This is a genomic window from Lentzea alba (genome assembly GCF_011067745.1).
Taxonomy (GTDB): Bacteria; Actinomycetota; Actinomycetes; order Mycobacteriales; family Pseudonocardiaceae; genus Lentzea; species Lentzea alba.
On the sequence record NZ_JAAMPJ010000005.1, the window covers coordinates 424,113 to 437,617 of the forward strand.

General features: G+C 69.1%; 15 protein-coding genes. 7 read left to right on the forward strand and 8 right to left on the reverse strand.

The annotated features are described in order from the left end of the window. Nucleotides 1-8 precede the first annotated feature (8 nt). The 3 genes from G7043_RS21030 to clpS are packed head-to-tail and all read right to left on the reverse strand — an operon-like array spanning nucleotide 9 to nucleotide 1,787. Nucleotides 9-920 (reverse strand): P1 family peptidase, encoded by a 912-nt coding sequence (locus G7043_RS21030; RefSeq protein WP_166047823.1) that lies wholly within the window; start codon nucleotides 918-920, stop codon nucleotides 9-11. A 13-nt stretch (nucleotides 921-933) separates the two neighbouring features. Beyond that, nucleotides 934-1,491, reverse strand: a complete 558-nt coding sequence (locus G7043_RS21035) for a DUF2017 domain-containing protein (protein WP_313887999.1) — start codon at nucleotides 1,489-1,491, stop codon at nucleotides 934-936. Further along, nucleotides 1,488-1,787 (reverse strand): ATP-dependent Clp protease adapter ClpS, encoded by a 300-nt coding sequence (gene clpS, locus G7043_RS21040; protein ID WP_030469591.1) that lies wholly within the window; start codon nucleotides 1,785-1,787, stop codon nucleotides 1,488-1,490. The genes G7043_RS21035 and clpS overlap by 4 nt, the downstream gene beginning before the upstream one ends. Before the next feature lie 79 nt (nucleotides 1,788-1,866). Between clpS and G7043_RS21045 the strand changes: the two genes are divergently transcribed. Together G7043_RS21045 and G7043_RS21050 are read left to right on the forward strand one after the other, a co-directional pair. After that, the gene (locus tag G7043_RS21045; RefSeq protein ID WP_207311450.1) at nucleotides 1,867-3,150 is read left to right on the forward strand and encodes a nicotinate phosphoribosyltransferase; all 1,284 of its coding nucleotides are present in this window, start codon (nucleotides 1,867-1,869) and stop codon (nucleotides 3,148-3,150) included. Between the two features lies 1 nt (nucleotide 3,151). After that, nucleotides 3,152-3,691 carry an isochorismatase family protein gene (locus G7043_RS21050; RefSeq protein ID WP_166047827.1) on the forward strand — a complete coding sequence of 180 codons (540 nt, stop codon included), beginning with the start codon at nucleotides 3,152-3,154 and terminating at the stop codon, nucleotides 3,689-3,691. A 12-nt stretch (nucleotides 3,692-3,703) separates the two neighbouring features. Here G7043_RS21050 and G7043_RS21055 read toward each other — a convergent pair whose 3' ends face one another. From G7043_RS21055 to G7043_RS21070, 4 genes are all read right to left on the reverse strand, one after another. After that, a complete protein-coding gene (locus tag G7043_RS21055; protein WP_166047829.1) occupies nucleotides 3,704-4,360 on the reverse strand; it encodes a hypothetical protein in 657 nt (218 codons plus the stop codon). A 103-nt stretch (nucleotides 4,361-4,463) separates the two neighbouring features. Continuing rightward, complete coding sequence (gene wecB / locus G7043_RS21060) at nucleotides 4,464-5,636, reverse strand: non-hydrolyzing UDP-N-acetylglucosamine 2-epimerase (protein WP_166047831.1); 1,173 nt, start codon at nucleotides 5,634-5,636, stop codon at nucleotides 4,464-4,466. Between the two features lie 68 nt (nucleotides 5,637-5,704). After that, nucleotides 5,705-5,896 carry an LPXTG cell wall anchor domain-containing protein gene (locus tag G7043_RS21065; RefSeq protein ID WP_166047833.1) on the reverse strand — a complete coding sequence of 64 codons (192 nt, stop codon included), beginning with the start codon at nucleotides 5,894-5,896 and terminating at the stop codon, nucleotides 5,705-5,707. 10 nt (nucleotides 5,897-5,906) lie between these two features. After that, nucleotides 5,907-6,671: a choice-of-anchor P family protein gene (locus tag G7043_RS21070; RefSeq protein ID WP_166047835.1), complete on the reverse strand. Its 765-nt coding sequence runs from the start codon at nucleotides 6,669-6,671 to the stop codon at nucleotides 5,907-5,909. A 295-nt stretch (nucleotides 6,672-6,966) separates the two neighbouring features. On the opposite strand from G7043_RS21070, the gene xrtP reads away from it, so the two are divergent. The 5 genes from xrtP to G7043_RS21095 all read left to right on the forward strand — a co-directional run bounded on the left by xrtP (nucleotide 6,967) and on the right by G7043_RS21095 (nucleotide 12,918). Further along, the gene (xrtP, locus tag G7043_RS48435; protein ID WP_313888000.1) at nucleotides 6,967-7,485 is read left to right on the forward strand and encodes an exosortase P; all 519 of its coding nucleotides are present in this window, start codon (nucleotides 6,967-6,969) and stop codon (nucleotides 7,483-7,485) included. 44 nt (nucleotides 7,486-7,529) lie between these two features. Then, nucleotides 7,530-8,852 carry a glycosyltransferase gene (locus tag G7043_RS21080; RefSeq protein WP_166048272.1) on the forward strand — a complete coding sequence of 441 codons (1,323 nt, stop codon included), beginning with the start codon at nucleotides 7,530-7,532 and terminating at the stop codon, nucleotides 8,850-8,852. A gap of 44 nt (nucleotides 8,853-8,896) precedes the next feature. Then, the gene (locus tag G7043_RS21085) at nucleotides 8,897-9,511 is read left to right on the forward strand and encodes a biotin transporter BioY (RefSeq protein WP_166047839.1); all 615 of its coding nucleotides are present in this window, start codon (nucleotides 8,897-8,899) and stop codon (nucleotides 9,509-9,511) included. 141 nt (nucleotides 9,512-9,652) lie between these two features. Then, on the forward strand, nucleotides 9,653-10,435 hold the full coding sequence (locus G7043_RS21090) for a TIGR04222 domain-containing membrane protein (protein WP_166047841.1): 783 nt from the start codon (nucleotides 9,653-9,655) through the stop codon (nucleotides 10,433-10,435). A 554-nt stretch (nucleotides 10,436-10,989) separates the two neighbouring features. Next, on the forward strand, nucleotides 10,990-12,918 hold the full coding sequence (locus tag G7043_RS21095) for an ATP-dependent DNA helicase (RefSeq protein WP_166048273.1): 1,929 nt from the start codon (nucleotides 10,990-10,992) through the stop codon (nucleotides 12,916-12,918). On the opposite strand, the gene G7043_RS21100 is transcribed toward G7043_RS21095, so the two are convergent. Beyond that, on the reverse strand, nucleotides 12,878-13,483 hold the full coding sequence (locus tag G7043_RS21100; RefSeq protein WP_166047843.1) for a hypothetical protein: 606 nt from the start codon (nucleotides 13,481-13,483) through the stop codon (nucleotides 12,878-12,880). The two genes, G7043_RS21095 and G7043_RS21100, sit on opposite strands and share 41 nt — an antisense overlap. Nucleotides 13,484-13,505 lie beyond the last annotated feature (22 nt).

Genomic DNA, 13,505 nt, shown 5'->3' on the forward strand with positions numbered 1-13,505 from the left:
ACCCCGGCTCACAGGTCGCGGAACGCCGTGACCCCGCCCAGCGAGGTGGCTTCGCGGGCACCGGACACCACGGCCTCCGCGAACATCTCGGCAGCGGCCGCGCACAGGGCGTCCAAAGCGAACGGTCGTGGCTCGGCCAGCGGCACGGCACCGGTGGCCAGCGCGAACACCGTGTCACCGTCGAACATGGAATGAGCGGGCCGCACCGCGCGGGCGAGCCCGTCCTGCGCGGCCATCGCGAGCCGCTGACACTCCGCTTTGGACAGTGCCGCGTCCACCGCGACCACACCGATGGTGGTGTTGAGGCCTTCCGGCTTGCGTTCGGGCAACGTGACAGCGGTCGTGCCCAGCGCCGGCAGCCACGGCAGACCCGTTGTGCGGTCGACGACTTCGCCGGCCGCGTTCACCACGGCCAGCGCGCCGACCTGGTGCTCGCCGACCTTCGTGGTCGCCGTGCCGACGCCGCCCTTCAGCGAACCGACCCGCGCACCGGCGCCCGCGCCGACGCAGCCGAGGGCGAAGTCCTCCGCCGCGGCCTCACAAGCCGCGTAGCCGAACGACGCGTCCGGCCGGTTTCCCCACTCCGACATGGGCAGATCGAAGATCACCGCGCCCGGCACGATCGGCACGACGTGGTGCGGTCGAGCACCCACCTGGAAGCCGATCGAACGTTCCGAGAGCCACCGCATGACGCCGTCCGCGGCCGCCAACCCGTAGGCCGAGCCGCCGGACAGGCAGATCGCGTGCACCTGCTGCACCAGGTTGGCCGGGTCCAGCAGGTCGGTCTCCCGTGTGCCGGGCGCGCCACCACGTCCGTCGACCGCCCCGACCGCGCCCTGTGGCACGAGCACGACGGTCGTGCCGGTGGCCCAGCCGGGTTCGACGCGGTGGTGGTGGCCGACGAGCACACCGGGAATCACAGCGCCACCGCGATCACGGCATCATCGCTTCGACCAGGGTGTCCTGCACCCAGGTCAGCCAGTGGTACACGCCGAGATGGGGCGACCGCGGGTCCTCCGGCGGCAGCTCGTCCGGCATGTCCTCGGTGACGTCCAAGGCAGTCCCGAGGGCCAGACGCACGTCGTTCAACGACGACAGCCACGCCTCGGCCTCACCGATGCTGAGTCTGATCTCGCCGCCGTCCGGTGAGCACGTTTGCAGCACGATCTCCGCCGCGCCCGTCTTCTGGTCGAGCAGCTCCGGTTCGTGCAGCGAGCGCAACGCCGCGGCCGAGTTGACCTCGTCCGGGTCCGGCGCGTCGTCGTCCAGCCGGTGGAAGTCCGGGAGCAGCCGGCCGAGGATCGGGTCGTCGGGAGCTTCCGACGACCCGGTCCGGATGCCGGTCAGCTCGGCCAGTTCGTCCTGCGGTGCTTCCTCGGCGCGAGCCAGCAGCATGTCCTGGATCTGGCTGACCAGACCGCGCACGACCGCGGCCTCCTGGCGGTCGAGCCTGCCGACGACGACGTCACCGTCGCGGATCCACCGCTTCACGAGGCCCGCTGCATGGTCGCCCAGAGCCCTGCCGCGTGGAGCTTCGCCACGTCGGCCTCCACCTTGTCCTTGGTGCCCGATGTCACGATCGCCTTGCCCTTGTGGTGCACGTCGAGCATCAGCTTGGTCGCCTTGTCCCTGCTGAAGCCGAACAGCTTCTGGAAGACGTACGTCACGTACGACATGAGGTTGACCGGGTCGTTCCAGACCACGGTCTGCCAGGGTCGGTCCTCGGCTGCGATCTCCGCGCCTACGGCCTCCGGCTGCGTCCGTTCCTGTTCGACGGGCGTGGTCATACCGCCAATGGTGTCATGTTCGCCGCAGTGGCGGAGACCGCATGCGGCTAAACCGGATGCGACCTTAGGGTTGGCGACCATGAACTCGACGGCGTTGCTGACCGACCACTACGAGCTGACCATGCTCGCGGCCGCGCTGCGTGACGGGACTGGTGACCGTCCGTGCGTGTTCGAGGTCTTCGCCCGCAGACTCCCGGACGGGCGTCGCTACGGCGTCGTCGCGGGTGTGAACAGGCTGCTGGACGCGATCGCGGACTTCCGCTTCGGCGAGGAGGAGATCGACCAGCTGCGCCGCAACGCCGTGGTCGACGATTCGACTTTGGCATGGCTCGCGAACTACCGGTTCTCCGGCGAGATCGACGGCTACCCCGAGGGTGAGCTGTACTTCCCCGGATCGCCGGTGCTGACGGTCCGGGCGTCCTTCGCGGAGGGAGTCGTGCTGGAGACGCTCGCGCTCTCGATCCTCAACCACGACAGCGCGATCGCGTCCGCCGCCGCCCGCATGGTCACCGCGGCGAACGGCCGTCGCATGATCGAGATGGGCTCGCGCCGCACGCACGAGGAAGCCGCCGTGGCGTGTGCCCGCGCGGCGTACCTGGCGGGCTTCACCGCGACGTCCAACCTCGAAGCGGGCCGCCGGCACGGGATTCCGACGGCGGGCACGTGCGCGCACGCGTTCACGTTGCTGCACGACTCCGAGGAAGAGGCGTTCCGCAGCCAGATCGAGGCGTTGGGCGTCGGCACGACGTTGCTGGTCGACACCTACGACATCACCGAGGGCATCAAGACGGCCGTGGCGGTGGCGGGGCCCGATCTCGGCGCGATCCGGATCGACTCGGGCGATCTCGGCGTGATGGCGAGGCAGGCACGTGACCTGCTCGACTCGCTGGGCGCCCGCAACACCCGGATCGTCGTGTCCAGCGACCTCGACGAGTACGCGATCGCCGCCCTGCGCGCGGAGCCCGTCGACGCCTACGGCGTGGGCACGTCGGTCGTGACCGGTTCCGGTGCGCCGACCGCCGGCATGGTTTACAAGCTGGTCGAGGTCGACGGCCGGCACGTCGAGAAGCGCAGCACGTCCAAGCAGTCGCGCGGCGGCTGGAAGAAGGCGTTGCGACGACACAAGGACACCGGCACGGCACTGGAAGAGATCGTGTTCCAGGCTTCGTCCGAACCCGAGCTCGGCCAGTACGACCGGCTGGTGCAGATTCCGCTGATGCGCGCCGGCCGGCTCACCGACGAGGTCCCCACGCTGGAGCAGAGCCGCGAACGCCTGCGCGCGGCCCTGGTGAGCGTTCCGTGGGAGGGCCTCAAGCTCTCGCGCGGTGAGCCCGCGATCCCGACGACCTACCTGGAGAGCTGACATGACCAAGGCACTGATCGTCGTGGACGTGCAGAACGACTTCTGCGAGGGCGGTTCGCTGGCCGTCACCGGTGGCGCGGCCGTCGCGGCGGCCATCTCCCGGCACATCGCTTCCTCGTCGTACGACCACGTCGTGGCGACCCGGGACTACCACGTGGATCCCGGCGCGCACTTCTCCGAGACGCCGGACTTCATCGACTCGTGGCCCGTGCACTGCGTGGCCGGGACGCCCGGTGCGTCGTTCCACCCGGAGCTCGACGTGTCGGCCGTCGAGCAGGTCTTCTCGAAGGGCCGGTTCGCCGCCGCCTACTCGGGTTTCGAGGCGGAGAACGACCTCGCGGGGTGGCTGACGGACAGGGGGGTGACCGAAGTGGACGTCGTCGGCATCGCGACCGACCACTGCGTTCGCGCCACCGCCCTCGACGCGCAACGGAACGGCTTCCGCACGACGGTCCTCGTCGAGCTGACGGCGGCCGTCGCCCCGACCACCCGCGACGCCGCTGTCGAGGAGCTGCGCGCCGCGGGTGTCGGTGTCGCGTAACGGTTTGCGGCCTTACGGCGTCGGCGTGCAGGCCACGCTGCCGAGGGTGATGCTGCCCGTGTAGCCGGACGGCGGCTCGAACGAGATCTTCAGCAACGTCATGCTGAGGCTGCCGTCGTTCGGCACCGGGAACACGGTGTCGGTGAACTTGGCCTTGGCGAGCACGGTTCCGTTGCTCGCCTTGATGTCGTGCACGTACCCGGACGGGATGGTCTGCGGCAGCCCGGTCCAGCCGGACATGCCCTTGAGCACCCAGCCCGCCTGCGTGCCCAACTCGTCGGCGTCGCAGTTGATCTTCCACTCGGCGATCTTGAGCCGCGGTCCCTTCGCGGCGACGAGCGCGGACAGCTCGAACGCCGTGCCCGAGGCCGAGGACTTGGTCTTCGTGATGAACTCGTCCGGGTTCACCACCTCGGTCGTGCACGCCGACGACGTCTCACCGATCTTGAGCCCGCTCCTGCTCACGGCGGGGCTGGCCGCGGTCACGGTGCCCGCGGCGTCCGGGTTGACGTTGCACACGGCGAGCGGCTCGACCTTGTACGTCTGGTCCGCCTTGGCGAACTCGGCGGATCCGGAGCTCGCGGTGCCGGGCGGGTTCGCGGCCAGCGCGGGGACCGCGGTCGCGAACGCCAACGCGGCCACGGCTCCGGCGATCACACACTTGCGCACTTTGTGCCCTCTCCCCATTGCCTTGATTACCACCGACCGATAATGGGTGTGATGCGCGGCGGTGATAACCGCTCAGCGCCCAAGTCACCCGTTCGTGTAGTCCTCAGCGGACACCCACAAGGGTGGCGAACGGCTCCCGGCGCGGCAGAGCGGTCGGGAGGCCTGCCAGCCTCTCCAACGCGGAGCACACCCGCACCGCGGCACGCCCGTCGCCGAACGGGTTGCGCCCCAGGGGAAGCCGCAACCGGGAGCCGAGCACCCAGCCCGCCTCGGCGAGGATGCGGGTGGTGTCGGTGCCGACGAGCCAGGCGCACCCGGCGTCGACGGCGAGCATGCGTTCGGTCGTCTCGCGCAGCACCAGCACCGGCACGCCGAACGTGGGCGCCTCCTCCTGGATGCCGCCGGAGTCGGTCAGCACGAGGGCCGCGCGCTTGAGGACCCGCACCAGGTCCGGGTAGTCCAACGGATCGGTGATGACGACTCGTTCGTGTCCGCCCAACAGCGACACGACCTGTTCGCGCACACCGGGGTTCGGGTGCGCGGGGATCAACACGTGCAGATCGGGGTGCCGGTCGGCGATGGAGCGCACGGCGTTGAGCACGCGCATGAGCGGACGACCCCACGACTCACGGCGGTGCACCGTGACGAGCATGAGCCGGCCACCGTTGGCGTCGAGGCTGCGTTCCAGGGCGACCAGGTCCGGGCTGGACGCGGGGACGTCGGCGGCCGCGACGCGCTGCACGGCGTCCACGACGGTGTTGCCGGTGACGACGATGTGGCTGTCCGGCAGGGATTCCGTGTTCAACGCGTTGGCGGCGTCGTCGGTCGGCGCGAGGTGCAGCGAGGTGATGCGGGAGATCATCTGCCGGGTCCCCTCTTCGGGGAACGGGCCGTAGAGGTCACCGGTGCGCAGACCGGCTTCGAGGTGCGCCACGGGGATTCCGCGCCAGAAGGAGGCGAGCGCCGCGGCCAGCGTGGTGGTGGTGTCGCCCTGCACGAGGGTGACGGCGGGGTCGCGCTCCTCCAGCACGGCGTCGAACTCGGGCAACAGCCGGGAGACCAGCTCGGCCTGCGTTCCGGTGTGCCGCGGCACGTCCAGCCGCAGGTCGGGCACCAGGTCGAACGCGTCCAGCGCCTGCTCGACCATGCCGGAGTGCTGTCCGCTGTGGACGATCGTGGGACGGAGGCCGGGGTGCCCCCTCAACGCGATCGCGACGGGGGCGATCTTCACGGCTTCCGGCCTCGTGCCGGCCACCAGCAGAACTTCTTTCCTCACCGTTGTCCTCTTCTCGCAGGAGACCGGGAGGCTCGCCCGGGAGCGGGGGCAATCCCGGGCGAGCCGTGTCAGCCGGCTCGGTTCGGTCTGGTCTTGACGGGGACCGCACGGCGCCTCTTCCGCGTCGAGTGCAGGAGGAACGCACCCGCGACGAGGAGGACGATTCCCGCGACGATCCACCACGTCACGTCCGCGCCGGTGACCGCGAGGGCACCCACGCCCGTGCCGACACCGATGCCGGTACCGGGGACCTTGTACATCTGCCGCTCCTTAAGCCGCGTTCAGCGACGCGCGGCGGCGCAGCGCCACGAAAGCGACCGGAGCGGAGACGACTCCGAGCAGGCCGAGGCCGATCCACAGGCCCGCGCCCGACGCCATCGGGATGGGCAGGCCGGCGGGGCCGCACGTGGCGGACGAGATGATCACGTCGCCGGTGCCGATGGAGCCGAGCACGCCCTGCAGCAGCTTGATGTGAATCGCGTTCACGGTGAGGCTGCCGTCGTTGTTCTTGATCTGCTCGTTGAAGATCACTTCAGCGATCTTGATGCCGGCCAGCTGGACGTCGAGCTTGGTGTTGGCCGCTGGATCGGCGTTGACCTGGCCGAGCTTGCCGAGGTTGACGCCCGCGAGCTTGGACTTGCCGACGAGACCCTTCTGGGTCGCCGCGCACTCCGCCTCCACCAGTTCGGCGGAGATCTTCCCGGTGACCTTGGAGAGCAGGTCGACCCGGACGTCCGCGGTGCTCGCCCGCGAGTACACGCCGCCGGACTTCTCGTCCCGCGACGCGGAGGCGTTGATCAGGCCGGTCTTCAGAATCCCGGTGAGATCGACGCCGGCGAACGTGTTCTGCGTCGGCCCGTTCGCGTTGGCGGCGGCGAACGGTTCCGCGTTGACCGCGGGGTTGCCGAGCAGCGTCACGTTGAGCCTCGCACCGTACGCCGAGGCGTCCCCCGGAGCGGCCGAAGCAGGTGCGGCACCGACCAGGAGTGCGGCAATCGCGATGACCCCAGCCAGTCCCGTCATTCGGACACGCATGAAACTCCTTCCCTTGATTCCTCCGGCCCCAGGGCACGCTGATACCACTGTGGTTTCACGCTTTCCGGGGGCAATTACCGGCATCGGCTTTCTTTCGAGGGAACTGAGGGTTACTCCCCGTATCGGGCGACACGACCACTCGACTCGCCCAATCGGCGCCACTCATCGTGGGTTTTTAGATCAATTTCCGGTTACGGCGTCACCCGATCCGGGGGTGAGGTCTGACGTTCCGTCTACCGATGGAACGTCAAGTAGCCCGTCTGGGCGCTCCCTCATCGGTGGAAAGGATCCTCGGGTGACGCTTGCCGTGCGCCGCACCGCATTCCCGAGCCGGGTGACGGTGGTCGTCCTGCTCGCCGTTGCCGCGGGACTCGTGTTCGCACACCGCCTGTACCGCACGGCGGAGATCTCGCTGTCCGGCGCGGTCCTCAGCGTCATCAGCTCCTACGGCGTGGACGTGGTCCCCGAACGGCAGACCGTCTACTTCGGACTGGGCTCGGACACGCCGCTGGGTCTGCGCATGACACCGGAGTGCACGTCCGCGTTCCTGGTGCTGCCGTTGATCGTGGTGGGAGCGGTGATGATCGCCCTGCGCCCGCGCATCCAGTCGCGCGTGCTGTTCGCGTTGGGGGTCGCGGCGCTCGCTGTCGTGATCGTGAACCAGTTCCGGGTGTTGACTCTCGTCGGGCTGGTGCAGTGGCTGGGTGTCGACACGGGTTACTACTGGGGCCACACGCTGCTCGGGTCGATGGTGAGCGTGTTCGGTGGCGCGGCCGCGTTGGTCGCGTTCGTCTGGCTGGCCACGCGCAAGTGAGCCTCGACCTCGTTCTCGGGTTCACGCAGGCACTCGCTCTGACGATGAGCGTCGCCTTCGTGACGTACGTGTTCGTGATCGTGGTGCCGTACTTGCGACGCAAACCGGCACCTCTTGGCGAGCCTTCGTCGTTGGAGTGGCACTTCTTCGTGCCGTGCCGCGACGAAGAGGCAGTCATCGGCGACACGATCCGGTACCTGCGCGAGACGTTCCCCATCGCGCACGTGTGGGTCATCGACGACGACTCCGACGATCGCACTGCCGGAGTCGTACGGACGTTGAAGCGCAACGGCGGTGTGCGAGATCCTCAGATTCATCTCGTGCAGCGCCAACGCCCGTATGCCCGTACTGGCAAGGGCAACGCGTTGAACGATGCCTACCGCACGCTGAAGATGTGGATGGGCCGACGCGCGGACGCCGACCGTGCGATCGTCGTGGTGGTGGACGCGGACGGTCGTCCGGCTCCCAACTGCCTGGAAGTCTGTGCGGCCGCTCATCTTTTCGGCAATCCGCGGATCGGTGCCGTGCAGGTGGACGTGCGGATGATCAACGCGGGTCAGCGGCAGCCGGGTGTGTCGTGGTGGCGGCGCGCGTTCGGTGCCGGCCTGGTGCGAATGCAGGACCTGGAGTTCCGCACGGCCATCGCGGCGATCCAGATGTCGCGCGGCGCCACCGGCACGATCTCCATGGGCGGCAACGGTCAGTTCACCCGGCTGTCCGCTTTGGACTCGATCGCCGGGCCGACCGGCAGTCCGTGGCGCGGGTCGTTGCTGGAGGACTTCGAACTCGGCGTGCACCTGTTGACCGCGGGTTGGCACACGGGGTTTTCGTTGGACACTCACGTGAACCAGGAGGCGTTGTACTCGTTGCGCCGCTTCTTGGCCCAACGCACCCGTTGGGGCCAGGGAACCATGCAGTGCATGCGTTATCTGAGGCGCATCTGGGACTCCGAGCACCTGACGACTCTTGGTGCCGCGGAGATGATGTACTACCTCGCACAACCGTGGATGCAGTTGCTCGGCACGCTGATCTACCCGATCCCGATGGCCATGATGGCGTACCGGTTCGTCGTGTCGCCGTCCGAAGTCGTGGCGTGGTTCTTTGACGGCGCGTGGATCCTGTTCACCGTGTACGGCGCGTTCGGGCTCTTGCCGTTCGTCCTGTGGGGACCGGTCTACCGTGCACGCTGTGTGCCCGTTGGGTTCTGGAAGAGCATTGGGTACGGGTTCGGCTACGCGCTGTACATCTACACCTTCTACATCACGTCGTGGCGCGCACTGATCCGCTTGGTGCGCGGCAACAACGGCTGGACCAAGACCCGTCGCAACGAGGAGCGCACGGCCGGCAAGGTCGCACTCGATGTGTAACCGGTCACTTTGTAGAGATCGAACAAAGACGTTCTCGAGTTTCCATGGTTAACCTCAGGTCCTCTCGATTCCGCCTGGGAGGGACCGTGACTCTCGCACTAGCGCCTCGTCGCACCGTGCTCGCCGACTTCGTGCCGGGCGCCCTCGTCCGCGACCTGACCCTGGTGGTCGCCGGCGCCGCGCTCACCGGCCTCGCCGCACAGGTGGCGCTGCCGATCCCCGGCAGCCCCGTGCCGCTGACCGGCCAGACGTTCGCGGCGTTGCTCGTCGGCGCTGCCCTGGGTTGGCAGCGCGGCGCCACCTCGATGCTCCTGTACTTGATCGCGGGCGTCGCGGGCGTGCCGTGGTTCCAGGGCGGTACGTCCGGTGCGCCCGTGTCGCTCGGTTACGTCGTTGGCTTCGTGTTCGCGGGTGCGCTCGTGGGCGCGTTGGCCGGACGTGGTGGTGACCGCACGCCTCTGCGCGTGGTGGGCACGATGGCCCTGGGCAACCTGGCGATCTACTCGGTCGGCGTGCCCTGGCTGATGGCGGCGACGGGCATGTCGTTGTCGAAGGCCGTTGCCGTTGGCGTGCTGCCGTTCCTGCTCGGCGACGCGCTGAAGATCGCGTTGGCCGCGGGCGTGCTGCCGGGCACCTGGGCGTTGCTGCGCCGTCGGTAGCTTGGGCGCGCACGTTTATGGCTCGTGCGTGATGTGAGGTCTCGTCCTACTGCCGTGACAACCTCGTCAGTTGCTGGAAGCCCTTGTTCGACCGAATCCTGGCTGACGTAACGACGTGAGCCCGGCGGTCGAGAATTCCACGTGACCCCTGAGGAGCTGGGCTGCCTGGCGGGCGGCCCGGCCCGCGCCGCCGAGGTGGCGCTGGCCAGACTGCTGCACGCCGGCCTGGTCCGGATCTCGCGCGACGGCGTGGCGAGCGCCGTGAACGTGCCGGGCCGCGGCCCTTCCTCGCCCCTGGAAGCCCAGATCCTGAACGGCCTGCGCTACGGCCGCCCGCTGAACGACGTCCTGCACAGCGCGGCGGTCTCCCCCGAGGCAGCGGGCCTGCGCGCCCACCTGGCCGACCGCGGCCTGCTCCGGCGCCGCCGCTCGTGGCGCCCGAGGCTGTACCCGTGGCTGTTCCTGCTGGGCGCCGGCCTCGTGCTGGCCGGGGTCCTCCGCCTCGTGGCCGCGGAGCTCCTGCTGGAACTCCCCGTGCCACGAGTGACCGAGCACCCGTTCTGGTACTTCTTCGCGGCCGGGGCACTGGTGTTCGTCTGGGCCTCGGTGCTGAGCGCGCGCGATCCCGGCCGCCTGCGGACCCGATCCGGCTACCGCCTGGTGAAGCGCACGCAACGACGGGTGAGCCCGCAGGACCCGTTGGGCGCGGTCGCGTCGAGGGGGCTGCGGGGCCGCGCCGGCGGTCTCGCGATCGCCGGGATGTTCGGCCTGACCCCGGTGATGGTCGGAATGGTGCCGCATCGCGACACGTCGTCCAGCAGCAGCTGCGGGAGTGGCTGTTCGTCGAGTTCGTGCGGCAGTGACGGCGGCGGCGACAGCGGCGGTGGTTGTGGTGGCGGGTGCGGCGGAGGCGGGGGCGACTGAGCCGTCAGCGGCGCGCGGCGGCGGCCCGTGCGTGCGACACCATCAACCGTGTGGCGGCCAACTAGGCGTCGACCCGCGTGATCAGAGACGGCTCACACCGCCTCACGCCGTCCGCCGCCTCGCCCACCCCAGGGCCCCGGCAAAGTCGTTTCTGCTGGTGGGGCGTCTGCAAGTACTACCAACCCTTGATCAAATCGCCGTCAACTACACCCAACATGTTCGACAGTTACCGAACATGGCTAAGCCGGGCGCTGCGTGGGGGCGAGATGAGCAAGACCAGTTTGCAGTAGCAAAGTGCTTGTTGATGTTGAGTTGGTGGTACTTGCAGACGCCATTGGCAGGCAGATGGCCTGACGGGACTTTGCCGGGGTCCTGCCATACACACACCGGACCTGCCAGCTCGCCGGTGGCGCGGACCGGTCCGCGACGCCTGACGGGGACTGTCGGACCTGCCGGGTACGGTCTGTCTCGTGCCTGAAGTTCCCCCCACCCTGAGCCTGCTCGAAACCGCCGTCCACGCCGTCGGCGGCGCGGAGCGTCCCGGTCAGGTGGAGATGGCCGAGGCCGTCGACCACTCCATCCGCACGGGCGAGCATCTCGCGGTGCAGGCGGGCACGGGCACGGGCAAGTCGTTGGCGTACCTGGTGCCGTCGATCCGGCACGCGGTGGCGGAGGACGAGACGGTGGTGGTCTCCACGGCCACCATCGCGCTGCAGCGGCAGCTCGTCGACCGGGATCTGCCGCGGCTGGCCAAGGCCCTGAAGAAGGATCTGGGGCGGGAGCCCACGTTCGCCATCCTCAAGGGGCGGCGCAACTACCTGTGCATGCACCGGGTGCACAACGGCGCGCCCGAGGAGCCGGACGACGCGGCGCTGTTCGACCCGTTCGCGGTCTCGAAGATGGGGCGCGAGGTCAAGCGGCTGCACCAGTGGTCGTCGGACACCGAGACCGGCGACCGCGACGAGTTGGTGCCCGGCGTCAGCGAGCAGGCGTGGCGGCAGGTCAGCGTCACGGCCCGGGAGTGTCTGGGCGTGTCGAAGTGCCCGATCGGGTCCGACTGCTTCGCCGAACGGGCGCGGGCCGAGGCGGGCAAGGCGGACGTGGTGGTCACGAACCACGCGATGCTCGCCATCGACGCGTTGGAGGGCTACCAGGTTCTGCCGGACCACGACGTGGTGGTGATCGACGAGGCGCACGACCTCGTCGACCGCATCACGTCGGTGGCCACCGAGGAGCTGAGCGGGGCGTCGGTCGCGATCGCGGCCAGGCGCTGCGGAAGGCTCATCGACCAGGACATCGCGGACCGGCTCGCCGAGGCCGGTGACGGACTGGCGATGATCCTCGAGGACATGCCGGCGGGCCGCCTCGATGCGCTGCCCAGGGCACTCGCGGGCGCGCTCGCCGCCACCCGCGACGCCTCGCACAACTGCATGTCGGCGATGGGGCCGGAGCGCAAGGAGGACCCGGACGGGGCGACGGCGCGCAAGCTCGCGCTGGCGTTGCTGGAGGAGGTCCACGACTGCGCGGTGCGCATCCTCGAAGCGTTCGACGAGGAGCGCGACGTCGTGTGGGTGTCGGGCGACTTCAACCAGAAGGCGCCAACGCTCCGTGTCGCACCTCTGGGCGTGGGCGGGTTGCTCAGAGAACGGCTGTTCGCCAAGCGCACCACCGTGTTGACGTCTGCGACGCTCACGCTCGGCGGCGCCTTCGACACGATGGCGCGGCAGTGGGGGCTGCCACCGTCGGAGAAGGTCAAGAAGATCGAGGGCGCGGCGACGGACAAGGACATCGACGGTCCGAAGTGGTCGGGGCTCGACGTCGGCAGCCCGTTCCAGCACGGGTCGAGCGGCATCCTCTACGTGGCGAGGCATCTGCCTCAGCCGGGGCGCGACGGGTTGCCGCCGGAGTACCTCGACGAGATCGAGGGCCTGGTGAACGCGGCCGGCGGCCGGGCGCTCGGGCTGTTCTCGTCGACGCGCGCGGCCAAGGCGGCCACGGAAGCGTTGCGGGACAAGCTCGACCACCCGATCCTCTGCCAGGGCGACGACGCGACGGGCCTGCTGGTCAAGAAGTTCAGCGAGGACGAGCGCACGTGCCTGTTCGGCACGCTGTCGCTGTGGCAGGGCGTGGACGTGCCGGGCCCCAGCCTGCAGCTCGTGATCATGGACCGGATCCCGTTCCCGCGCCCGGACGACCCGCTGGCCTCCGCGCGCCAGAAAGCCGTCAACTCGCGTGGCGGCAACGGCTTCCTGACGGTCGCGGCCACCCACGCGGCGCTGCTGCTCGCCCAGGGCGCCGGCCGGTTGCTGCGGTCGATGTCGGACAAGGGCGTGGTGGCCATCCTCGACCCGAGGCTGGCCACGGCCCGTTACGGCGGCTTCCTGCGCGCCTCACTGCCCCCGTTCTGGACGACCTACGACCCCGAGGTGGTCAGGGCCGCGCTCAAGCGGTTGGACGCGGCCCAGACTCCTCAGACCCCTTGATCCGCTCGTTCAACTCGTCGCGGTACCCCTGGGCTTCCACGAGCCCGGGATCGGCCGCGTCAGCGCGACGAAGCGCGCCTTCCAAGATCTTCAACGCCTGACGCTCGTCACCGCGCGCGTCAGCCTGCCGCGCGGCGTCCTCCATGGCCTTGGCGAGCTTCGAAGTCGCTTCAGGCTCCTGAACCGCCTTGTTGATCCGGATCCAGTTGCCGCCCGGATCGACCACGGTGAACCCGGTGTACCTGTCGTTGCGCAGCCGCGGCCGGGTCATCCGCGGAATGCCGGACATGAGCAATTTGCCGTGGACAGAACGCATCCCCGCCGCGAACGCCTCGAACAGCGGGCCGGTGTCCTGCACGATGATCACGCACGTGCTGTACGACTGCGCCGGGTCGTAGTCGTCCATCCCGAAAAAGTGCAGATTGATGTCTTCACGCCGTAGAGCGACATACGGGTTCGGCCGCGTCTGCCGGTAGGTGACCGAGAAGCCGAGCATCTCGTAGAACGACGCGATCTCGTCGATGGAAGGACAGGGCAGGAGCGGAATTGTCAGTTCGTTCGCCACCGCCCGAAGCTAAGCCCGGTCC